Origin of the sequence: Pseudidiomarina homiensis (assembly GCF_003987225.1) — a bacterium.
Lineage (GTDB): Bacteria > Pseudomonadota > Gammaproteobacteria > Enterobacterales > Alteromonadaceae > Pseudidiomarina > Pseudidiomarina homiensis.
In genome coordinates, this window is the sequence record NZ_PIPX01000001.1 from 797,979 (window position 1) to 819,592 (window position 21,614).

The 21,614-nt window shown below is 50.3% G+C and carries 29 protein-coding genes; 19 read left to right on the forward strand and 10 right to left on the reverse strand.

Annotated features, from left to right (window positions below; all coding sequences use genetic code 11):
- Position 1 precedes the first annotated feature (1 nt).
- A complete protein-coding gene (locus CWI70_RS03800; protein ID WP_126770700.1) occupies positions 2-1,075 on the reverse strand; it encodes a glycosyltransferase family protein in 1,074 nt (357 codons plus the stop codon).
- Positions 1,030-1,593: a phosphatase PAP2 family protein gene (locus tag CWI70_RS03805; RefSeq protein ID WP_126770702.1), complete on the reverse strand. Its 564-nt coding sequence runs from the start codon at positions 1,591-1,593 to the stop codon at positions 1,030-1,032. The genes CWI70_RS03800 and CWI70_RS03805 overlap by 46 nt, the downstream gene beginning before the upstream one ends.
- A gap of 196 nt (positions 1,594-1,789) precedes the next feature.
- Between CWI70_RS03805 and rsxA the strand changes: the two genes are divergently transcribed.
- Genes rsxA through CWI70_RS03860 form a run of 11 tightly spaced genes read left to right on the forward strand, consistent with a single transcriptional unit; the run spans position 1,790 to position 10,027 of the window.
- Complete coding sequence (gene rsxA, locus CWI70_RS03810; RefSeq protein ID WP_126770704.1) at positions 1,790-2,374, forward strand: electron transport complex subunit RsxA; 585 nt, start codon at positions 1,790-1,792, stop codon at positions 2,372-2,374.
- On the forward strand, positions 2,371-2,934 hold the full coding sequence (rsxB, locus tag CWI70_RS03815) for an electron transport complex subunit RsxB (RefSeq protein WP_126770706.1): 564 nt from the start codon (positions 2,371-2,373) through the stop codon (positions 2,932-2,934). The genes rsxA and rsxB overlap by 4 nt, the downstream gene beginning before the upstream one ends.
- The gene (gene rsxC, locus CWI70_RS03820) at positions 2,934-4,580 is read left to right on the forward strand and encodes an electron transport complex subunit RsxC (RefSeq protein WP_126770708.1); all 1,647 of its coding nucleotides are present in this window, start codon (positions 2,934-2,936) and stop codon (positions 4,578-4,580) included. The genes rsxB and rsxC overlap by 1 nt, the downstream gene beginning before the upstream one ends.
- Positions 4,577-5,635 carry an electron transport complex subunit RsxD gene (gene rsxD, locus CWI70_RS03825; protein ID WP_126770709.1) on the forward strand — a complete coding sequence of 353 codons (1,059 nt, stop codon included), beginning with the start codon at positions 4,577-4,579 and terminating at the stop codon, positions 5,633-5,635. The genes rsxC and rsxD overlap by 4 nt, the downstream gene beginning before the upstream one ends.
- The gene (gene rsxG / locus CWI70_RS03830; protein WP_405035614.1) at positions 5,635-6,264 is read left to right on the forward strand and encodes an electron transport complex subunit RsxG; all 630 of its coding nucleotides are present in this window, start codon (positions 5,635-5,637) and stop codon (positions 6,262-6,264) included. Before rsxD ends, rsxG begins: the two co-directional genes overlap by 1 nt.
- Positions 6,261-6,947 carry an electron transport complex subunit E gene (locus tag CWI70_RS03835; protein WP_126770713.1) on the forward strand — a complete coding sequence of 229 codons (687 nt, stop codon included), beginning with the start codon at positions 6,261-6,263 and terminating at the stop codon, positions 6,945-6,947. The genes rsxG and CWI70_RS03835 overlap by 4 nt, the downstream gene beginning before the upstream one ends.
- Before the next feature lie 22 nt (positions 6,948-6,969).
- Entirely contained in the window at positions 6,970-7,608 is a 639-nt protein-coding gene (gene nth / locus CWI70_RS03840) for an endonuclease III (RefSeq protein ID WP_126770714.1), read from the forward strand.
- Between the two features lie 11 nt (positions 7,609-7,619).
- Positions 7,620-8,018 (forward strand): lactoylglutathione lyase, encoded by a 399-nt coding sequence (gene gloA / locus CWI70_RS03845; protein ID WP_126770716.1) that lies wholly within the window; start codon positions 7,620-7,622, stop codon positions 8,016-8,018.
- Complete coding sequence (gene rnt / locus CWI70_RS03850; protein ID WP_126770717.1) at positions 8,015-8,677, forward strand: ribonuclease T; 663 nt, start codon at positions 8,015-8,017, stop codon at positions 8,675-8,677. Before gloA ends, rnt begins: the two co-directional genes overlap by 4 nt.
- 1 nt (position 8,678) lies before the next feature.
- Positions 8,679-9,377, forward strand: a complete 699-nt coding sequence (locus CWI70_RS03855) for an ion channel protein Tsx (RefSeq protein ID WP_241967816.1) — start codon at positions 8,679-8,681, stop codon at positions 9,375-9,377.
- Positions 9,378-9,409: 32 nt separating this feature from the next.
- Positions 9,410-10,027 carry a DUF2238 domain-containing protein gene (locus tag CWI70_RS03860; protein ID WP_126770718.1) on the forward strand — a complete coding sequence of 206 codons (618 nt, stop codon included), beginning with the start codon at positions 9,410-9,412 and terminating at the stop codon, positions 10,025-10,027.
- A 17-nt stretch (positions 10,028-10,044) separates the two neighbouring features.
- Here the strand turns inward: CWI70_RS03860 and CWI70_RS03865 are convergent, their stop codons facing one another.
- Positions 10,045-10,221, reverse strand: a complete 177-nt coding sequence (locus CWI70_RS03865) for a DUF6435 family protein (protein WP_126770719.1) — start codon at positions 10,219-10,221, stop codon at positions 10,045-10,047.
- A gap of 162 nt (positions 10,222-10,383) precedes the next feature.
- Here CWI70_RS03865 and CWI70_RS03870 point away from each other — a divergent pair, with 162 nt between their 5' ends.
- Positions 10,384-11,826, forward strand: coding sequence for a serine hydrolase domain-containing protein (locus tag CWI70_RS03870; protein WP_126770720.1), 1,443 nt, complete (start codon positions 10,384-10,386; stop codon positions 11,824-11,826).
- Between the two features lie 154 nt (positions 11,827-11,980).
- A complete protein-coding gene (locus CWI70_RS03875) occupies positions 11,981-12,298 on the forward strand; it encodes a DUF1330 domain-containing protein (protein ID WP_126770721.1) in 318 nt (105 codons plus the stop codon).
- A gap of 11 nt (positions 12,299-12,309) precedes the next feature.
- On the opposite strand, the gene CWI70_RS03880 is transcribed toward CWI70_RS03875, so the two are convergent.
- The 6 genes from CWI70_RS03880 to CWI70_RS03905 form a co-directional block, all read right to left on the reverse strand.
- Positions 12,310-13,575 (reverse strand): MFS transporter, encoded by a 1,266-nt coding sequence (locus CWI70_RS03880; protein ID WP_126770723.1) that lies wholly within the window; start codon positions 13,573-13,575, stop codon positions 12,310-12,312.
- A gap of 110 nt (positions 13,576-13,685) precedes the next feature.
- Complete coding sequence (locus tag CWI70_RS03885; protein ID WP_126770725.1) at positions 13,686-14,093, reverse strand: GFA family protein; 408 nt, start codon at positions 14,091-14,093, stop codon at positions 13,686-13,688.
- A 104-nt stretch (positions 14,094-14,197) separates the two neighbouring features.
- The gene (locus CWI70_RS03890; protein WP_126770727.1) at positions 14,198-14,638 is read right to left on the reverse strand and encodes a helix-turn-helix domain-containing protein; all 441 of its coding nucleotides are present in this window, start codon (positions 14,636-14,638) and stop codon (positions 14,198-14,200) included.
- 9 nt (positions 14,639-14,647) lie between these two features.
- Positions 14,648-14,989: a DUF4258 domain-containing protein gene (locus tag CWI70_RS03895; protein ID WP_126770729.1), complete on the reverse strand. Its 342-nt coding sequence runs from the start codon at positions 14,987-14,989 to the stop codon at positions 14,648-14,650.
- A 148-nt stretch (positions 14,990-15,137) separates the two neighbouring features.
- Entirely contained in the window at positions 15,138-15,944 is an 807-nt protein-coding gene (locus CWI70_RS03900; RefSeq protein ID WP_126770730.1) for an alpha/beta fold hydrolase, read from the reverse strand.
- Between the two features lie 148 nt (positions 15,945-16,092).
- Positions 16,093-17,001: a LysR family transcriptional regulator gene (locus CWI70_RS03905; protein ID WP_126770732.1), complete on the reverse strand. Its 909-nt coding sequence runs from the start codon at positions 16,999-17,001 to the stop codon at positions 16,093-16,095.
- Positions 17,002-17,106: 105 nt separating this feature from the next.
- Between CWI70_RS03905 and CWI70_RS03910 the strand changes: the two genes are divergently transcribed.
- Genes CWI70_RS03910 through CWI70_RS03920 form a run of 3 tightly spaced genes read left to right on the forward strand, consistent with a single transcriptional unit; the run spans position 17,107 to position 18,451 of the window.
- Positions 17,107-17,805 (forward strand): CPBP family intramembrane glutamic endopeptidase, encoded by a 699-nt coding sequence (locus tag CWI70_RS03910; protein ID WP_126770734.1) that lies wholly within the window; start codon positions 17,107-17,109, stop codon positions 17,803-17,805.
- Positions 17,806-17,859: 54 nt separating this feature from the next.
- Positions 17,860-18,168 carry a type II toxin-antitoxin system RelE/ParE family toxin gene (locus CWI70_RS03915; RefSeq protein ID WP_126770736.1) on the forward strand — a complete coding sequence of 103 codons (309 nt, stop codon included), beginning with the start codon at positions 17,860-17,862 and terminating at the stop codon, positions 18,166-18,168.
- On the forward strand, positions 18,158-18,451 hold the full coding sequence (locus CWI70_RS03920) for an addiction module antidote protein (RefSeq protein ID WP_126770738.1): 294 nt from the start codon (positions 18,158-18,160) through the stop codon (positions 18,449-18,451). The genes CWI70_RS03915 and CWI70_RS03920 overlap by 11 nt, the downstream gene beginning before the upstream one ends.
- Here CWI70_RS03920 and CWI70_RS03925 read toward each other — a convergent pair.
- A complete protein-coding gene (locus CWI70_RS03925; protein ID WP_126770740.1) occupies positions 18,435-19,040 on the reverse strand; it encodes an HAD family hydrolase in 606 nt (201 codons plus the stop codon). The genes CWI70_RS03920 and CWI70_RS03925 overlap by 17 nt on opposite strands.
- A gap of 128 nt (positions 19,041-19,168) precedes the next feature.
- Between CWI70_RS03925 and CWI70_RS03930 the strand changes: the two genes are divergently transcribed.
- The 3 genes from CWI70_RS03930 (at position 19,169) to CWI70_RS03940 (ending at position 21,581) form a co-directional block, all read left to right on the forward strand.
- Complete coding sequence (locus tag CWI70_RS03930; protein WP_157980859.1) at positions 19,169-19,777, forward strand: Kelch repeat-containing protein; 609 nt, start codon at positions 19,169-19,171, stop codon at positions 19,775-19,777.
- Between the two features lie 102 nt (positions 19,778-19,879).
- The gene (locus CWI70_RS03935) at positions 19,880-20,875 is read left to right on the forward strand and encodes a sensor histidine kinase (RefSeq protein ID WP_126770744.1); all 996 of its coding nucleotides are present in this window, start codon (positions 19,880-19,882) and stop codon (positions 20,873-20,875) included.
- Positions 20,868-21,581 (forward strand): LytR/AlgR family response regulator transcription factor, encoded by a 714-nt coding sequence (locus CWI70_RS03940; RefSeq protein WP_126770746.1) that lies wholly within the window; start codon positions 20,868-20,870, stop codon positions 21,579-21,581. The genes CWI70_RS03935 and CWI70_RS03940 overlap by 8 nt, the downstream gene beginning before the upstream one ends.
- Positions 21,582-21,614 lie beyond the last annotated feature (33 nt).

The window sequence follows — 21,614 nt, forward strand, 5'->3', positions numbered from 1 at the left end:
TTTAAGCAAGCAACTCCGAACGCAAAAGTGCACGATAGTTATCGACCTCAGCACGCTTCCACAAACGTCTACTTAACTCAGCCACACTCTCTTGCGCACCTGACGTAAGCCATTGTGCCAAAGCTTCAGCTACATCTGGCCAATAACACTGTTGTGCTTCAGCTGTAGCAGCTGTAGCGAACCAATCCGCCAACCCCTGCTCAGTTAGACTGGTGAGCTGTGTCGCCAAACCAAGTTCTTCTAAACATCGCGCATTGGCTAGCTGCTCAAATTGGCCGGCTAACGGCCGCACCAACAGTTTTTTGCCATAGGTAAGTGCTTCACAGCTCGTTTCAAAGCCAGCGTTGCTGATAACTCCAGCTGCGCGCACAATCTGCTCAGCAAAACGTAGCCGCGAAGGCGGATAGTATTCAATTCCAGCAATACGTTGCCGCTTCGCCTCGGGATGAAAGACGCTAAAACTATACTGCGGAAACTTGACCAATAGACGGTGCACGCTCAGTAGCGACTCAAACGGCAAATACACCAGATAATGCCCTACTTCCGGCTGTTGTGCTGCCACGCGTTGATGCACAATTGGCGGCACAATGTGTGCGCCATCACTGATCCAATGCATGCCAACGATGTCTGTAGCAGGCGCAAACCAGCGCAGCATTTGCTGATACATCCATGGCAACTGTAACGACTTGGTCTTTCCCATAAAAGCATACTGACGGCCCATACCAATACAGCGCTTGCCTTGACGTTTAGCGGCCCAAGCAATAACCGGCTCATAATCCGTCACAACGAGGTCGTATGGGCTTAAATCTAAGGCGTTAACGTCACGCCAAAACTGGCGCCAATCGTTCTGTTGCACTGTCGCCTTCAAGTCGATGCGCCCGTCTTTGACCGCAAATGATAAGCCCTTACGCCATTGCCAAGTGCCAAAGGCCTCCATATCAAAGAAGTGTTCAGGCGCCCGCCCCGAAACTAAATAGTCGACTTGTACGGCTTTTGAAGCTAAGGCTTCGGCAAGCGCACTGCAACGACTCAAATGGCCGTTGCCAGTACCCTGCACTCCAATAAGAATTCGCATGCGTAACTCCTAACAAATTGCGCTAATGCGGTGCCTAATAAGGCACCAGCGACGATATCGCCCGGATAATGAACACCTAATAACAAGCGAGATAAGCCTACTGCTGTGGCCCAACTGAACCACAACCACGAAAGCTGAGGAAAGAAACTCGCGGCTAAGCCAGCGAATAAAAATGCGGCAGTGGTATGCCCCGACGGAAAGCTAAACTGATCATGGGCCTGGATAACGGCTTGAATCGACAATTTCTGATACGGTCGTGCGCGCTTTAGCACACGTTTAATTGCGATAAATAGGGGAACTTCAATAGCAAAGCCTAGTGCGAGTAACTGCAGCAAAACACTGCCATCTTTAGGCTCAGTAAGGTAGAGTAGGCAGGCAACAATGGCGTAAACATAACCATCTCCGGAGCGCGACACCCAGCGAATCCAGAACTGTTGCTGAAAGCTTTGCGACCGCTCAGAACACCAACAAAACCATTGCTGGTCGTAACGGCTTAAGGTAGCTAGCCAACGCACCATAACAGGCTCCTTGGTTCCTGTAACTGCAGCTAAAGTACGCGGCAAACATGGCGTTTATGCGACAGTCTTGTGAAAATTCGATGACAATTGCCGAAAAATTCCGCAAAAGTCGAATAACACTACAGTCTGTCGGTTGTTTCAAAGCTTCAAACATTCGATAATACGCAAGTTATTTGCGCAAATTTGGACGAGAGACATGGGTGAATACTTGCTGTTGCTTGTGGCAACGGTACTAGTGAACAATTTCGTGTTGGTAAAGTTTCTTGGTTTATGCCCATTTATGGGGGTATCCAATAAGCTTGAAACCGCTGTGGGTATGTCTGCGGCGACGACCTTTGTGCTGACTCTTGCCTCGGTTTGCTCGTATTTGGTCAATCATTATTTACTGTTACCGCTCGATCTGATGGCGTTACAGACCTTAAGCTTTATTCTTGTTATTGCCGTGGTCGTGCAGTTCACCGAAATGGTGGTGCATAAAACCAGCCCGACCTTGTATCGCCTGCTTGGTATTTTCCTCCCGCTGATCACCACAAACTGTGCCGTGTTGGGCGTAGCGTTATTGAATATTAATGAGAACCATAACTTTATCGAATCCATTATCTACGGTCTCGGTGCCGCCCTTGGTTTTTCACTGGTGCTGATTTTATTCTCAGCACTGCGTGAGCGTTTGGCTGCAGCCGATGTGCCTTTGCCATTCAAAGGAGCAGCCGTAGGCATGATCACCGCAGGCCTTATGTCACTCGCATTTATGGGCTTTAGCGGCTTGGTGACGCTCTCATGAGTTTAGTTTCTGCCCTTATTGCTATTGGTATTTTAGCGCTGGTATTCGGCCTCGTGCTGGGCTTTGCCGCGGTGCGTTTTAAAGTCGAGAGCGATCCGATCGTCGACCAAATCGATGCCATTCTGCCACAAACCCAATGCGGCCAATGCGGTTACCCTGGCTGTCGCCCCTATGCCGAAGCTATTGCTAATGGTGACGAAATTAATAAATGTCCACCAGGTGGTGAAGCCACCATTAAAGCGCTTGCTGACTTGCTTGGCGTGGAAGCAAAACCGTTAGACGCCGCGCACGGTGAAGAAGACGTCAAAAAAGTTGCGGTTATTCGCGAAGACGAATGTATTGGCTGCACCAAATGTATTCAGGCTTGCCCCGTCGACGCAATCCTTGGTGCTGCCAAGCAAATGCACACCGTCATCGCACACGAGTGCACGGGCTGTGACTTGTGTGTTGAGCCCTGCCCCGTTGACTGTATTGATATGGTGCCGGTTCCGACGCGACCAGAAAACTGGCAGTGGGATTTAGAACAAATCCCAGTGCAAATTGTGGAGGCGAAGCAGTAATGTCCTCAAGCGCAAACATTAAAGCGATTGAAGCAGGCCAAATTTGGTCGTTTCCTGGTGGTATTCACCCACCCGAGCGCAAAGAACTATCCAATCAAGCGCCGATCGCTGAAATGCCCATCGCCGACAACTACATAGTGCCGATCAAGCAGCACTCTGGCGCTGCCGGTGAAATCTCAGTAGCGGTCGGAGATCGTGTATTACGTGGCCAGCCATTAACCAAGAGTGGCGTGAGCATGGGCTTACCCGTGCATGCCCCCACCTCGGGAACGGTTACCGCGATTGGTCCTGGGCGTATTGCGCATCCTTCAGGAATGGCCGACATCGTCATTCGTATTGCTGCCGACGGCCACGATGAAGCAATAGCGCACACCGGATTAACTGATTACGAGCAGGTAGCGCGCGCTGATTTGCTCGAACGCATTCGTGCAGCAGGCATCGCAGGTTTAGGCGGCGCAGGCTTTCCGACCGCACAAAAGCTCGCCCTGCAAAGGCCGATTGACTACTTGATCATTAATGGCGTTGAGTGCGAACCCTACATTAGCGCCGACGACCGTTTAATGCGTGAACATGCAAAGACGATTTTAGACGGCGCCAAAATATTATTGCACTTAGCGGATGCCAAGAAAGGCTTGGTTGCCGTTGAAGACAACAAACCCGAAGCCATTGCTGCACTAAAAGAAGCACTCGCGGACTACCCGCAATTTAGTTTGCGTGTGGTTCCGACCAAATATCCGTCAGGTGGCGAAAAGCAACTGATTCAATTGCTGACAGGACGCCAAGTACCAAGCCGTGGCTTACCGATTGATATCGGCTTGCTGATGCAAAACGTTGGTACTGCGTATGCGGTGAGCCGCGCAATTCGCGATGGTGAGCCGTTAACGCAACGAGTAGTGACTGTAACTGGCGAAGCGGTAAGACGTCCTGGTAATTATTGGGTGCGCATTGGTACCCCAGTTGCCGAAGTGTTACGCGAAGCTGGCTTTGAGCGGCAAAGTGAAGAACAGCGAATTATCATGGGTGGTCCCATGATGGGCTTCACCCTGCCCGACACTGATGTTCCGGTGGTCAAAATCACCAACTGTTTGCTCCTACCTAGCGTTAGCGAGCTTGCCCCAGCGCAACAAGAAATGCCGTGTATTCGCTGCGGCGCCTGCGCGGATGTCTGCCCTGCGCAACTCTTGCCGCAACAATTGCAGTGGTTGGCAAAAGCGAAAGACTACGACGGTCTTGAACAGCAAAATCTGTTTGATTGTATCGAATGTGGCGCTTGCGCTTATGTGTGCCCCAGTGAAATCCCGCTGGTCCACTATTACCGTAAAGCGAAAGCAGAAGTGCGCAATATGGCGCGTGAAAAAGCCAAGGCTGAGATCGCTCGCGAACGTTTCGAAGCACGCCAAGAACGTCTCGAACGCGAGAAGGAAGAGCGTTTAGAGCGGCACCGCAAAGCTGCTGAGGCGCGCAAGAAAGCACAAGCAGAACAGGTGAACTCTGGCGGCGATAATCCGCAAGATGCAGTCCAAGCTGCGATTGCCCGCGCTAAAGCACGCAAAGCCGCACAGCAAAAAGCGGCGGCTGAGCAAGCAACGAATGAAGCCACGAATGAAGGCAAGAACGAGGCTAACGATGGAGAGAACAACGCATGACCTTTAAACTCGCGGCCTCACCACATAGCCATCAACGCCGAACTACACAGCAAGTTATGCGTTGGGTCTACATGGCGTTGATTCCAGGCCTGTTGGCGTTAATCTACTTCTTTGGGTGGGGCGTGATCTGGCAACTTGGCCTCGCTATCATTACCGCGTGGGTGGCGGAAGCTGCGTGCATGAGTTTACGTGGTCGCCCCATTGGCTTTGCTTGGCGCGATCATACCGCTCTAGTTACCGCTATTCTGCTAGCCATCAGTATTCCTGGCCTTGCGCCGTGGTGGCTGATTGTGATCGGTACGGCATTTGCGGTCATTGTCGTGAAACACGTTTACGGCGGCGTTGGGCAAAATATCTTCAACCCAGCGATGGCCGGTTATGTTTTGCTGCTGATTAGCTTTCCAGTGCAAATGACCAGTTGGCCGCTCCCACAGCAAATTAGTCAATTTGAGTTAAGCTTTCTTGATAGTGCTTCAGTGATTTTCACCGGTTTCACGCCTGCCGGTTATAACCTTGAGCAACTGCGTATGGGGGCCGATGGTTTAACCATGGCGACGCCGCTCGATAGCCTGCGGACAGCGTTGAATCATCAGTTAACTGTGGGCGAGGCGCTGCAACAGCCGATTTTTGGCGATCTCGCTGGGCTTGGCTGGCAATGGGTAAACCTTGCTTTCTTGTTGGGTGGCTTGGTGCTCCTGAAACAACGTATTATCAGCTGGCACATCCCAGGCGGGATGCTGTTAGGGCTTATGGTTCCTGCGACGTTGGCATGGATGTTCGCACCCGATCAAAGTGTATCGCCAGTAATGCATTTGTTAAGTGGCGCAACCATGCTCGGCGCCTTCTTTATTGCCACCGATCCGGTTACCGCAGCAACCTCAAATCGCGGCCGACTTTATTTCGGCTTGCTAATTGGTTTTATCGTCTTCGCGATTCGTACTTGGGGAGGTTACCCCGACGCCGTGGCCTTTGCGGTATTGCTGGCGAACATGACAGTGCCGGTTATCGATAAATACACACAACCCGTTGCCTATGGTCACGGAGGTCGCTCATGATTGCTAAAAGCATGCAACGGAATGGTCTGATCCTTGCAGCCTTTGCCATTGTCGCAACGCTACTGGTCATGTTAACCGCGCGTTTGACCGCCGAACCTATCGCCCGTGAGGAACAACGCGAGTTGCTGCAAGTACTTAACCAGTTGCTGCCAGCCGAGATTCACGACAACGACTTGTATGCCTCATGTCGCTTGATTGAGCACGATGCACTCGCTAACGAACCGACACCGATGTACCTTGCCACCTTGGCCGGCGAGCCGACTGCGGCGGGGATTGAAGTGGTGGCACCGAATGGTTACTCCGGAGCCATTCGTCTGCTTGTCGCTATTCGTTGGGACGACAGTGTGGCCGGTGTGCGTACGCTTAAACATCAAGAAACCCCAGGACTTGGCGATAAAATCGAACGTCGTAAAAGTAACTGGATCACCAGTTTTAACGACATGACGGTGAAAGGCAGTGATGACTCACGTTGGGCTGTAAAGCGTGATGGCGGCGTATTCGACCAGTTTACGGGGGCGACCATCACCCCGCGCGCGGTAGTGCAAGCCGTGGCCCGCGCTGTGCGAACCTTTAAAGCCAACAAAGAACAATGGGCGCAACAACCCACGAACTGTGGAGGTGCTGCATGAGTTACAAAGAAATCTCGTGGAATGGCTTGTGGGAGAATAATCCCGCCCTCGTCCAACTGTTAGGCTTATGTCCACTCTTGGCGGTCACCGCCACAGTGACTAACGCCCTAGGTCTTGGTTTAGCAACTTTATTAGTGTTAGTGGGCTCGAATATCACCGTATCGCTCGTGCGCGAATGGGTCCCGAAAGAAATTCGCATCCCCGTCTTCGTGATGGTCATCGCCACCTTCGTTACCGTGATTCAACTGCTGATGAATGCCTACGTCTACGGCTTGTATCAGTCACTCGGAATTTTTATCCCATTGATCGTTACCAACTGCGCGATTATTGGCCGCGCCGAAGCCTTTGCTTCGAAGAATCCTTGGCGAAGAGCCGCCTTTGACGGCCTGATGATGGGCGTCGGCTTTACCCTCGTGCTGATTGTGCTCGGTGGCATACGCGAAGTGATAGGTAACGGTACGCTGTTCGACGGCGCTGACTTACTTCTCGGCGATTGGGCTGCAGCGCTCCGCATCGAGATTTTCTCTGTGGACTATCCACTGTTGCTCGCTATTCTGCCACCAGGTGCATTTATCGCCATGGGCTTTATTATCGCCGGTAAAAATTGGATCGACCATTACCGCGAGCAACGTGAAGCTAAGCCGGTAAAAGAAGTCACTCGTGCGCGCGTTACCTCTCAGTAAGAAAGCAAAATAAGAAAAGGTTATGAACAAACAAAAACGCATCGAGATATTAACGCGTCTACGTGAAAATAATCCGAATCCAACCACAGAGCTCGAGTACAACTCGAGCTTTGAGCTTTTAATTGCGGTGCTACTGTCAGCACAGGCAACCGATGTTGGCGTGAATAAAGCGACGCGCAAATTATTTCCAGCAGCCAATACCCCAGCAGCCATGCTCAAGCTCGGCGTTGATGGCGTTAAAGAGTACATCAAAACCATCGGTTTATTTAATTCTAAGGCCGAGAACGTCATCAAAACCTGTGAGATCTTGGTCAATCAATATAACGGTGAAGTGCCTGAAGATCGGGACGCGCTAGAAGCCCTGCCCGGCGTTGGTCGCAAGACCGCTAATGTCGTGCTCAATACCGCTTTTGGCTGGCCCACGATTGCCGTCGACACGCATATTTTTCGCGTCTCGAACCGCACCAAGTTCGCCCCCGGCAAAACCGTGCGCGCCGTTGAAGATAAACTGGAAAAAGTGATTCCAGCGGAATTTAAAGTCGACGCTCACCATTGGTTTATTTTGCACGGCCGCTACACCTGCATTGCCCGCAAACCGCGTTGCGGCAGTTGCATTATTGAAGATTTGTGCGAATTTAAAGAAAAGACCTCAGACGAGTAAGGAGTACGACCATGAGAATGTTACATACAATGCTACGCGTTGGTGATTTGGAGCGCTCGATCAAGTTTTATACCGAACTCCTCGGTATGAAACTGCTACGCCAAGCCGACAACGAAGAATACAAGTATACCCTTGCTTTTGTCGGCTATGGCGACGAGAAAGATCATACCGTGCTGGAACTGACCTATAACTGGGGCAAAAGTGAATACGACATGGGTGACGCTTACGGTCACATTGCTATTGGCGTTGAAGACATTTACGGCTTATGCGAGCAACTCGAGGCCAAAGGCGCTGACGTGTATCGCAAGCCTGGTCCAGTCAAAGGCGGCAAAACCGTGATTGCCTTCGTGCGTGATCCCGATGGTTATGCCATTGAACTTATCGACCGCAAACCAAGCGACGATTTATGAGTGATTCAGACGCAAGTCTAATGAAACAACGTTTTCGCGGCTATTTGCCGGTAGTCATCGACGTTGAGACCGCCGGCTTTAACGCGAAAACCGATGCGTTATTAGAAATCGCCGCCGTAACCTTAAGGTTTGACGATGAAGGCTGGTTGCATCCCGACCAGACCTTCCACTATCACGTTGATCCGTTTGAGGGGGCGAACATTGAACAAGCCGCGCTTGATTTCAATGGCATTGACCCTGATTCGCCGCTGCGCGGTGCGGTGCCCGAAGAAGAAGCCTTAAAAGAAATCTTCAAGCCGATCCGCAAAGCGCAAAAAGACGCAGGTTGTCAGCGCTCGGTGCTCGTTGGCCATAACGCCACTTTTGATCATGGCTTTGTGATGGCTGCTGCCGAGCGAGCTAATTTAAAGCGTAATCCGTTTCACCCGTTTGTGACTTTCGATACCGCGGCCCTCGCTGCGTTAACACTCGGCCAAACGGTGCTGATCAAGGCCTGCCAAGCTGCTGGCATAGCCTTTGATAGCAAAGAAGCGCACTCAGCGGTGTACGATACCGAACGCACCGCCGAACTCTTTTGTTGGATGGTCAACCGCTACAAAAACCTTGGTGGCTGGCCGCTTTCTTCTTCATCTATTGAATCACCATTAAAGGAAGACTAAGTTGAAATACCCAGTAAGCCTTGCTGCCGCGATGGCAGCCGTTGTTGGTTTTGCGCCTAGCGCACAAGCAGAAATCCTATGGCAAGACGTCAGCCTGACCTACTTGAATGGCAGCAACTACGAAGTCGGCGATAGCGACCGCCAAGTGCTGACCTTCGAGCACGCCGCGGGCCATAGTTGGGGCGACTCGTTCCTGTTTGTCGACCGCTTAGACTCTGATGACGGTTTCACCGAAACCTACGCCGAATTATCACCGCGTTTCAGCGTGATGAACTTTAGCGATGATAGCTTCTTTAGCGGCGTCTACCTTGCCACCACTTGGGAAATCGGCGATGGTTTTGACAATTACCTAGTTGGTCTAGGCACCGACTTGCGTTTACCAGGCTTCGATTACTTTCAATTGAACGGTTACCGTCGCAGCAATGACTTTTACGAAAGCAATTACCAGCTTACCGCAGTCTGGGGCTTGCCGTTAGGTGGCGAATTCTACTATGACGGCTTTATGGATTGGTCATCGGCCAGCACCGGTCACGCTGCCGAAATGAACTTCACCTCGCAATTGAAGTACAACCTCGGCCCAATGCTGGGTTACAACAATCGTTTCTATGTGGGTGTTGAGTACGCGCATTGGAACAATAAATTTGGCATTGACGGCATCGATGAACGTAACTTAAATTTGTTGTTGAAGCTTCATTTCTAACGTTCATTACACAAAAACAATAAGGACACCCCATGGACGCAACGGCACCGAATTATTCAGGTTGGCAAGCACGTGTACCGCACTTTCTCGCCATTGTTATCGTTGCCACCATGGTGTGGTCCTACATCAATCCGGCAGATGTGACCGTGTGGTGGGCGGAAATGATCCCCATCATGGCCATTTTTGCCGGTTTGTTAGCCACCTATCGGGTCTTTCGCTTCAGTAACACCGCTTATGTGCTTATGAGCGTATTGTTGGTTATGCACACCATCGGCGCGCATTATACTTTTGCCAATGTGCCCTTTGACTGGGTTACCAACACCTTCGATTTCGAACGCAATCACTACGACCGCATCGCTCATTTTAGTGTTGGTTTTTATGCCTACGGTGCCGCCGAATTACTGGTACGCAAACAATGGGCGCGCCCTGTCACGGCAATGTTTTTCGGCCTGTTTTTCATTATGTCGGTCGCTGCAGCCTACGAGATGATCGAATGGCAATTCGCCGTCATTGAAGGTGGTAACGCAGGCATTGAATTTTTAGGTTCACAAGGCGACATCTGGGACGCGCAAAAAGACATGCTCGCCGACACCCTCGGCGCTATCGTCGCCTTGGTGCTGTTCGCCTTCTCTCGCTGGAACCGAGGTTAGTCGTTCAAGGCCGTTGTTTACTTCTCAGCGGCCTCAATTTCCTGAATCTTCTTCCACAGCTCGTCCGCTTCTTGACTGATGTGCGAACTGCCGCGGATGTCACCGTTGCGCTGCATTTCCATCGCTTTCTTTTGTAATTGCTCTAACTCTTTACGCATCTTCTTGGTCGGACTCGACTTAAATAATCCAAACATCTGGGTCACTCAATTTTGGGGTTTGAGTGTGGTACGTGTAAGACACTAAAACGGTTTCAAATCGAGTAGATTGCTAACTAAGCTTGATAGTCAGCCCTGTTGTAAACCTTTGCGTACCGAAATGCGTCAAAGTCTCAAACTAACAAGAAAATAGGCACCACGATGAAGCTACGTTTCGCACTCATAGCACTCCCCTTGCTTGCTCCGGTATACGCAGCGAACGCAGTACAGGTAAACAGCTCAAGCGATGAGCATCAACTTAAAGCCGATACCATCGAAAAGGGACTTACCCCAATTTATTCGATAAAAGGCGAAACGCCAAAGCACAGCATCCAAGACTTCATGGCGCGGGATAACATTCCGGGCGTAAGTATTACGTTTATTGATAGCGGTCGCATTGCGTGGTCGCGCACGTATGGCTACGCCGATATTGCAGCGCAGGTGCCGGTGACAACGGACACAGTTTTTACCGCAGCGTCTGTCAGTAAGCCTGTTTCCGCTACAGCAGCTCTTGCGTTGGTTGATCAGGGCGTCATGGATATAGATACCGATGTGAATAGTTATTTAGAAGGCTGGCAGGTGCCTGAAAATGAGTATACGCAAGACGAAAAAGTTACTTTGCGGCGCTTATTGAGCCACACGGCTGGCTTTGACCGCTATTTCCATTCGCGTTATGCGCCAGGTGTGCAGCGCCCCACCGTCGAGCAGATGCTCCGCGGCGAAGCACCGTCGAAAGACCGTGGCGCCAAGATGATCTATGAACCTGGTTCGGGCTACAAATATTCGAATCCAGGTTACTTGGTAGTTGAGGAACTCATTACCGATGTTACCGACCAACCATTTGAAAAAGTCTTAGATGAACGAGTGTTGCAACCCGCGGGCATGCAAAGTAGCTCGTTCGCTCAGCCTATCACCGGTGACTTAGCAGAGCGCAAAGCGACTGGCTATTCCGCCAATGGCAATCCCTACCCCTATGCTGCGTATGCCTTCAAAGCACTCGGCGGCCTGTGGACCACGCCAAATGACCTTGGCCGCTGGCTCATTACCTTACTCAATGACCATCATACTGGCGACGCCACCCTGCTTTCACAAAAGCTCACCCAGCAAGTCTTTAACGAACAAGGCGATCGTCTTATTTTCTCTCTATGGGCGTGGAAAGACGACATCGTATTCCGCCACACTGGGCATAACCCTGGCTTCACCTCGTTTGTTTTTGGTTCGGTCGATAAGCAACAAGCTCTCATCGTGATGACCAACAGTGATAATACTCAGGACCTTTTCGATCACTTGCAACGCGCCGTCGCCGACACCTACCAGTGGGATTACTTCCGCTCTGAAGTGTTCGACGTTTATAAAGGCGAAACCATTGATCGCCGCAAAGCCTCGCTGCAGTACGATTGGAACGGCCAGTACGTGAATTTCAGTGAAGAAAAGACCGGCTTTTACATGCAGATCAACAATGAGCGTTTCTTATTAACGCCCATCGCTGCCAATGAATTCTTAGCGCAAGAGAAATCTATCAAGGTTATCTTTAATGAAGAAAACCTTGATCAAGTCACTATTTGGAAAGCCAATGGTGACAGAGACACCGCGCAACGCATGTAGTCAGACACTTACCGTGTCGTTGCAGTGAGTCTCTTCACCAAACGATGAACCTCGGCGACAACCCGATCAGGTTCATCGCGCTTGTGAACTGCGTGGGTTACGTGTAGCTTCATGAGAACGGATTCACCGCAACAAACCCACAGAGGACGTTGAAATGCCCGTCTATGCGCTCAACCTTTTCGACATCGCCGACAAAGACGAATACCTTGCTTACGCGGGTCGCTCGGTGAAAGAAGTCACCGCCCACGGCGGCAAAGTCATCTCACTTGGCAAATTCAAAGAAGCGGCACAGGGCGACATCACGCCGCGCACCGTGCTCATTTTGGTGGAATGGGAATCCAAAGCCGCCTTCGACAGCTACTGCAACGACCCTGCCCTTGCCGATTTGCATCCACATCGCGAGAACGGCACCAGCAACTACATCTGGCACCTGTTTGATAAATTGGATGACTTGCGGCCGCTGTTGAAGTGATGCTTCGCGTTCTACTCGACTTGTTCTGGCTGGTTCGTCTGCAGGGGCTCGCCCTCATCGTTCTGTAACTGATAGTCATACGCAGCTTGCAGGCCGGTTTCATCTTCAGGTATCGCGGTGTCGTCATCAGTGCGCCCAGGATAAAATGGTGATAGCAGAGAAACAAGAACCCCTGCCGCGGCGAACATCGAAAAGCTATCCGCATAACCAAACTTCCCGACGAGCAAACCGATAATGGGCGAGCCTACGGCTTGACCTAAGGCGCAAGCCACGAAGGCTAATACAGGTCCCATTGATAGGCGCCCCGGCAATAAGCGAATGCCGGTCATCAAGTAGAGTCCCGTCAAACTCATGTAGGCTAGGCCGAAAACCAAAGCTGAAAATACAGCGAGATAAATCTGACCCGGGCTCGCGGCCAACAACGTTAAGCTGGTTGTCAGCATCATCAACATCAATGCGTGCGTGATAGCGGGGTTATTTCGATCGGCCAAGTCACTAATAATCGCCCCACCCAGTCCGGCAATACCTAAAGCTAACCAGAGCCAACCACTCTGCTGCGAAGAGAGTGAACCCAAGTTGATGGCTAAGTCTGGCCCAAACGTCCAGTACGCAGAGGCAATAAAGCCCATGGCAAAGGCAAACAGAAACAGACTTAACAAGCGCCGACATTGTCTCGTCGTAATCTTGGGCGGCGGCGCAGCATCTGTAGGTCTAAAACGCGAAACCGAGGGAATCAGATACCAAGCCAGAAAAACACCCATAATGGCAAATAAGGTGAACGATACATAGGCGTAGCGCCAGGCACCAACGAGCAATAGCACAGCAGGAACCGAGAGCGCGATACCGATGCTGGTCCCGGCGTTCATAACTGAACTGACACGTCCGTGGATGGAGCGGTCGACCAATGCCTGCATGGCGGCTGTGAGCGCCGGCATCATTAAGCCCGTGCAGATACCACAGGCGACGATTCCGACGCCGAGGAGAATTGGCCCTCGGGCTTGGCTCATCAGCGCCAACCCTACAACAGCAAATGCTGCAGATAAAACGGTGGTATTACGCGCACCAAAATATTTAGTAACGAGAGGCGCAACTAAACTGACAAGGACAAAGCTGATTAGGGGAAGCGCCGCGATGGTACCAATTGTGTTCGCACTCAGTTCAAGATCAGCTCGAATTTGCGGTACAAACAAACCAAAGGTAAACCGCGCCAAGCCAAAGCTTATCGCAATTAGCATGGCACCAGTCAGCGCAAAACGCATTCCTGAGACGTGCTGCATCGTTTCGTCTCCCGTCAATGGGCGGCGGATTTAAACTCGTTTCATCGTCTCGAGTCGTACTTGCAAGTCTAGGAGGCATTCTCGGATTTCGAAAGAAAAGCGTCTGTTCGCTAACTGCGGTCCGCAGGGTGATTCACGCCATCATAGGTCGGAACACCGTCAATTTTTAACGGATTAATGCCTTCCAAACAGGCCACATTAAAGCCATATTGGCTCGGATTGGAGCGACGCTGATGATGCGTGTAAATGCCGCATTTAGAGCAAAAGTAATGCTTTGCGGTCCGAGTGTTGAATTGATACAACGTCAGCAATTCCGCGCCTTTAACTATGTTGATACCTGAAAGTGGCACTGACGCAGCTATGGCGCCTCTTCGACGGCACATCGAGCAATCGCAACGCCGCACGTCGACAAGACCGTCGGGTAAGCTCAGCTCAATCTCTACCGCGCCGCAGTGACACGTGGCTTTGTGCTTGGCTTGAATGGGGACGCCATCTACTTGTTTTAGGTTTATCGTCATATTTGGTCGCATGCTCCGTTTTTGCTGTGGGGGTATCAAACCGTGCTTCCGCTTTGTGCCAAGTGCGGGCGTTAGCCCTAGCGCAATTAATTCTTGAATTAATGCTAACCAGCGAGTTCCCACTGCCGATCAATTTCCTCAAGTAAAATTTCTTGTGCTGCCTGCTCGGCCTCGTGGTTGGCAAGTAAATCTAAGAAATAACTGACCGAATTATTTTGCTTGATACTTTCCATGTATAAAGACCGTAGTGCAGCATCTGTCGTACGTGGAATATCTGACTGGCCTTTCTCATAACGAGCAATTGTTTGCTCAGAAACACCAAACCGTTTGCCCAAAATACGTTGTGAAAGGTTTAGTTCAATTCGTAAAAATTTAAATTCGAAGTTGGTTAGCGGCATTGCTTTACTCGCTATTGTTTTAGCCAGAACGCGATGGAGTCCCTCCAGATCATCGATACTGGTATATTCTTCATCATCTATCACATCTATCGAATAGCCATTTTTCAGGTACACATTAGGCAAACCGCTTTCAATGTATTGGTACATGGTCATCTCCTAATCTACCCAAACTGTAACAAGCACCGAACTCGGCGAGTCTTGGTGATTTTTTAGTACTACCGCCAACTCGATTATTTTTCCCGCGGCAAGTCCTTTAAGGTTAAATTTCCAATCGCCATTCAGCTCTTGGTAAGGTCCCTCTCTAAACACTGAATGCTTACTTTTTAACAGTGTGAGAATTTGGCGCGAGGTAACTCCCCGCTCAAGCATTCGTTGTTTCACATGCCGACTCCAGCGTATTCGAGAAGTAAAATTCTCCGCAAGATCATTAACGATGTAACGCGCCGTCATCTCAGTTAAAGGGAATTCAACTATTCCCTTTGGAGTGTTCTCGTCCATGAGCCACCTATCATTTTGATAGGTTATTTTGAGTTGGAACTTAGAAAATGTCAAGAGAGTGTTGGCTGACCTTTTGGTGCGATAATATGCAATGCATTAGGCAGGTTTTTTTATTTCCGCTCTTCGCTCTTAGCAGACTTCAACACCCTTAATTCCCCAGCTTCTCCATCAACAACAAAAGCTCGCTAACCACAAGTTCAGGCTCATCAAATTGCACGAAGTGACCGCTGTTCTCAGTTAAAACCGATCTGCCTTGCGGGAACGCGGCTGTCCACTCTTGCCAAAGTTCGCCCCACATTTTTCGTCCTCGGTCGGTGAAGAACAAGTTCGGCGGGTTCTCCATTTTCTTTATCGAAGTGATGACGGTTACAGGTATATCTTTAATTTGTGGGTAATCGGGTAACGGCCGCTTACTCCAAAAGTCTAGGTATTGGTTAGACATGCCGTTTTTCATGTCATCGAGTTTGATTTGCGCAATTTCTTCGTTGCCCTTTTCTAAGTCTATTGCGCGCAAAATATCAACGTCATGCTCGGACGAGGGATCTAACATCAACAGCGCTTTTAGTTGTTCGGGATAACCTGCTGCAAAATCTCGCGCAACGCTTCCGCCGTAGGAGTGAGCGATCAAGATAACGGGTTGTTGAATGCCTAATTCAATGAGCAAAGTACTCGCTTGGTCAGCGTAATCTCGCGACGTGAAATGCTGCTGAATCGCAGTAGAGTTACCGTTTCCCACGCGAGAATAACGAATGACTTTTGCGTGCTCTGAGAGGCGTTGAAAAACCGGGTCCCAATCAGACATGCCAGCGCCCCCGCCAGCCTCTAAAAGAATAATTTCACTGCCACTTCCGGCAATCTCGTATTCAAGATCATAGCCCTTAACTTTCACAAAGTCGGGATTCGCGAAAGCGACCACAGGAAACAACAGAACGAATAACAAGCAACGAGACTTCATTATTTTTCCTTAGAATTTTTATTCGTCATCATCTGCGATGATAGATGGGTGCTCACAGCGAGCTGGTCTACTTGCAGATTGCAGAAGCGGCAGCTTCACGTCAACTAAAGGTGGCAAAGCCCACTACGAAATCACTACCTAGAAACAGCTAGAGCGCCCACTCCTCGCGTTTGGCGACAAAGAAATCAAGAAAGGCCCGCACCTTTGCCTGCACCGGGCGTGAGGGGTGGTAGTAAGCGTAGACCTCCGCGCCCTCCCACCAATGCTCTTGGAGAACTGGGCACAGCTTGCCTTGCTTGATTAAGTCTTGGATAGCGGTGGTATTTGCCGGCGCGTTAGTCAGTCCAAGGCCTGCCACTGCGAGTTCAACGTGCCCTGCCACGGTTTTAATTTGGCACTCTGGCGTCACGTAGTGTGCTTGGCTGTCGTCACCCTTGGCAACCAGCACATTACTGGGTTGGTTGTGCAAGTAGCCTATAACCTTATGGAGTTCGAGATCTGCAAGTGTTTTGGGCGTGCCCTTTGCAGCCAAATACTCGGGCGAGGCAAATATGCCATAGGCCGATGACCACAGCGTTTTGCGCTTTAAGCCCGGAAACCGTTGGCCAAGGTAAGGTCCGACAGCCCAAAATACGTCAAAATCGTCGTCAAGAACGTCAATAATCGATTCTTTGACGTCAATCGAGATGCCCAACTCAGGATAATGCTCAGTAAACTCTGCAAGCCACGGCACGAGCGTTTCATCGACGATGTCATTGGACTGACAAACCACGCGCAGTTCACCGGTAACCGTGGTTTCGTTCGTTTCGCCAAACTGCACAAGTTCTTGGTAATGTTCCAAAAAAGCTTCGGATTTCTTCTTAAACTTCGCGCCAAATTCGGTGAGTACTAATTGGCGTCGTGTGCGAATGAATAACGCTTGGTTGAGTTCTGTTTCAAGGCGCTGAATTTGCTTGCTGATCGCCATCACCGTCTTCGACTCAGCTTCAGCAACGCGCGACATATTGCCGGTCTCGGCAACCTTACAAAATGCCCTTAGATCTCGGGGATGAATCACTTGCAAACCTTTAATTTAGTTTTTCTATACTATTAATACATTTATTTACACACCACAAGTCATTAATCTTTACGTATTCGCAAAAGTACAGAAGACGGAATACCAATGACGATTCAACCTACCGAATGGCTCATGCTGTTTATCATTGTTTTAATGCCAGTGTATAGCTTGTGGGAAGCCGATAAAGTCAAAATCGCCATTCTTGCGGGGAGGAAAACCAAGATCCGCGCTTACCAAGACGCCATGCTCTTCATGTGGTTGCCGACCCTAGTGTTGCTCGCTCTCATGGCTTATGGCGCATTTGCGCCTAGCGATTTTAGCTTGCTGTGGCTGGGTAACCTTGGCAACTGGATAGGTACGGTATTCGTTGTCGCTATTGCGGGTTACTTCGCCTACTCCGCTTATACGCTGATGCACAATGCTTCGGCGCGCCAAAAGTTTCGTGACGTTTCGCAAAATCATGATTGGATGATGCCGGTCAACAAAAGCGAACTACGCTGGTTCACCCTAGGTTTATCGGTGTCCGCCGGCGTTTGCGAGGAGCTTCTATTCCGAGGCTTTATCATCGGCGCCTTAGGCGACAGTCTAGGTGTTGTTGTCAGCTTAATTCTGAGCAGCCTTTTATTTGGTTTGTGCCATGTCTATCAGGGCTGGATGAACGTCCTGCGCACCGGCATCATCGGCTTGGTCCTCGGTGTCATTTTTATTCTCACGGAATCGCTTTGGGTGGTCATTGCCCTGCACGCACTCGTAGACATCTACGGTGGGATTGTCGGTTATCTTTTTCAGCAACCTGAAAAGTAAATTGCGTATTAAAACTAAACTTGCAAAATGTATCTTTTGGGATACACTTGAGGCATGAAAAGGATTCAGACGACCATCCAGTTCACGCAGTGGCTGGATCGCTTAAAGGACTTAAGTGGAAGAGCTCGGGTGCAAACCCGAATTCAGCGTCTAGCTATGGGCAATCCCGGCACACATAGAAATTTGAAACACGGGGTGTCAGAGTTAAAAGTTAACGTTGGACCAGGTTATAGAGTCTATTACACGGAGCGCGATAACCTTCTGATTGTCCTGCTTTGCGGCGGCGATAAAAACAGCCAACAAGATGATATCAAGCGAGCCTACAATTTAGTAAAAGGCTTGGAGTCTTCAAATGACAACTAAAACTTATGACTATGATGTAGCTGACCATCTGCGTACACGCGAAGAAATGGCGGCTTACCTCGAAGCAGCTATTGAAGAAAGCGACGGCGATGCCGCATTTATCGCAAGTGCGCTTGGTGATATAGCACGCGCACAAGGCATGTCTGAATTGTCACAAAAAACTGGGCTTGGTCGTGAAAGCCTTTATAAAGCGCTTTCAAAAAATGGCAACCCTAAATTCAGTACGGTACTTAAAGTAGCGAAAGCGCTTGGCATGCGCTTTGAGATTAAGCCCGCAGCTTAGTCAGTTCGCGTCCGCGATAAAACTTTCGGTCCGCCAAGTCAAGTAACGCGTGGTCTTCAGCGGTGTCGCCGTAGGCGAAAACTGTGCCGTAGTCATTGAGGTCGAGATAGCTTTTCACGCGCTCAGCTTTCGCTAAACCTGTGCAATCACCGTCGACATAATTACCAGTTAGGCGCCCGTCGACAGTCTCCAGTTGAACGCCAATGAGCTCAACGCCCACGGCTTCGCACCAAGGTTTCAAATACACCTCGAGGGACGCCGAAACGACAACAATTCGGTCGCCGCGCTGCTTGTGCCACTGAATGCGCTCGGCCGCTTCAGCGCGCAACACTGTCGGAAGGTAGTTCTCAGCATGGTCTCGTCCAAGCGCCTCAAGCCTCGCGCTCGTTACGTTTTTGAAAGCAAACTTAATGAGGCGCTGGCGAATCGTTGTGGCCTTTACTAGGCCCATTCGGTAACCCATGACCGATGGAGCTAATACAAAACGCCCCCAACTTTGCCGACGTGCAGAAACGGCACCTTTAACGAAAGCTGTGAAGGTGTCGGAATGAGTAATGGTGCCGTCAAAGTCGAACAAAGCTAAATTCATTGGCAAAATGTAAACAACCCGGCATTGATTTACAACTTTTCGTTTACAACTTTTCATTTACAACTGAGAGACCTGTGCGTAATCTCAAACAACTTATGGAAAGCCATACAAATCAACGAGGATGCACCATGTTTGCCGCCGCACTTTCATTCAAGCGCCTATTCGCTGTAGCCCTAACTTTAGTCGTCGCGGGTTGCGCAAGTGCACCTGAAGCACCAGCACCCAAAGCAGAATCTTTCACGCTTAAACACGCCCGCTTCGGTCACACCGCAGTGGCAGATGACGAAGCGATTTATGTGTTCGGTGGCACCAACGAACGTGGTTTTATTGGTAACATCGAGCGCATTGACCCGGTCACCAAAACTTCGACTGTGCTGCCTGTACGCATAATGCCGCGTCGCTATGCGTCCGCTGTTTGGGATGGCGGCGAGTTAATTTATATCTTTGGTGGCGACGGTTTTCAGCAAGGCAATTACCATGTCGAGCCAACGATTGAGATTTTTAATACCCGCACACGCAAAGTAAGCCGTACCAAGATGCACCTGCCGCGCCGTCTGAACAGCGCCGCACGGTTAGGTGAACAGATTTATGTCGTCGGTGGCTCAACCTTCGATGCCGACAGTGGCTTCCGCACAAGCCCGCTCGTGACCGCTTATAACTTCAACAATGAACAGTTAAACCGCTTGGCCGACTTGCCAGACGCGCGCGACACCCAGGTCTTTGCTGTGGGTGAATAGCCCATTCAACCACCCATTTCGACCATTCACACAGAAAGTCAGTGACAGTTACGGTTGTCCTTTCAATAATGGCACTATTGATTCGGACAACCGCGAAGCTTTATGCAACAACTGACTCGAAAAGACTATTTTATTGCCCTTGGTGGTCTCGCTTTTCTTAGCGCCAGCATCACCTTTGTCGACTGGTGGCAGCGCGGTCAAGGCGGCGTAAGCGAAGCGCTGCTAGCCGGCGGCATAGCTATTTTGTTGCTATTTTGGCTGCCCTTATCAGTCGCCCTCTACTCACTAAAAAAACTTAAATTGCATAAAACCGTGCAGGCGCTACCAGTGTGGTTGCTTTGTTTTTATTTCGGGTTCCGTTGCTGGGGCTTTGCCCTGTCGCTGATCTATCCATCCATGCAACTGGGCTGGCTCGATACCTTTTTCATGTCGCTACCTTGGGCCGTTGGAACCTACGTCATTTATCGTGCTTACATCACCTATAAGACGCTGCAAGCGGAACGCTTATTACGCAAGCAAGCGGAGCTTAATCAGTTAAAGCAAACCTTGCACCCGCACTTCTTGTTCAACAGCCTAAACACGCTCTCGGCCTTTATTGTGGCTGATCCACAGAAAGCTGAGCAACTGACCCAAGATCTTGCCAGTGTGCTGCGGCATAGTTTGGATACCGACAACCAAGCAACCATCCGCTTGAAGCGTGAACTTTTGGTGCTGCAAAAATGGCTTAACATTGAGCAGGCCCGCTTGGGGGATGATCTCCGCATTGAGCTCAATGTTGATGACGACGCATTGAATTGGCAGTTGCCGCCGTTTTTACTGCAACCACTTATTGAAAACTCGATTAAGCATGCCCAGCAACTCCCTATCACCATAGGTATCAACTGTACGACAAGTGAAGATAAGCTTTACCTACGCGTGAGCGATAATGGACCGGGTTTTCCCGACCAGCTGCTTCGCACTCAGGAGCACCCATCTGGCATAGGTGTCGGTTTAACCACAACGCTGCAACGTTTACGTTTGCTCGGCAATGCAGAGTACCAGCTAACGAATAACCACGGGGCAGTGATTTCTATTGTGCTGGAGGCCGACCATGACTAAGCGCATTGTGATTGTCGACGATGAAGAAGCGGCTCGCCTGAAACTGCGACAGTTACTTGCCAGCCTCTCGGAATGGCAGATCGTCGCCGAGTTAAATTCGGGGCGAGCACTCCTAGAAACCCTAAACACGTCTGCCATCGACGTCGTTCTGCTCGACATCAATATGCCAGGCATGAACGGTATCGAGGTGCTCACGACGCTGAACGCACAAGGTTTTAATGGCGAGGTCATTTTTACCACTGCACACAGCCGTTATGCGGTCGATGCCTTTACTGGAGCCGCCGCCGATTATGTGCTGAAACCCCTCGACGCAAGTCGTTTGCAGTTAGCCCTCGATCGCGCCGCACAAAAGCTACATGTAAAACAACTACAGCAGGCGCAGCAAGAACTCATCAGTCACGTAGGCCAACGTGCGCGGCCGCTTAAAGTCGAATCTATTGATGCCATTGTCACCCAAGACGGCATACAACTTGCGCATAGCGGTTCGCAGGTCTACCCGCTCGAGCACACACTCAAAGAGTTAGAGAGCCAACTTCCGCCCCATTTCTTGCGCGTCCATCGAGGAGCCATCGTCAATCGTTATCGGCTAAGCGAAGTCGAACGCTGGCTCAATGGCCGTTTGCTACTGCGCTTTTTACATTCGAACTTAGAGGTGCTCACCAGTCGTAACGGCGCCCGCGAACTCAAACGGCACTTAAAGATGTAGTGCATCCCCCGAAAAACTCAAAAAACTGAGGAA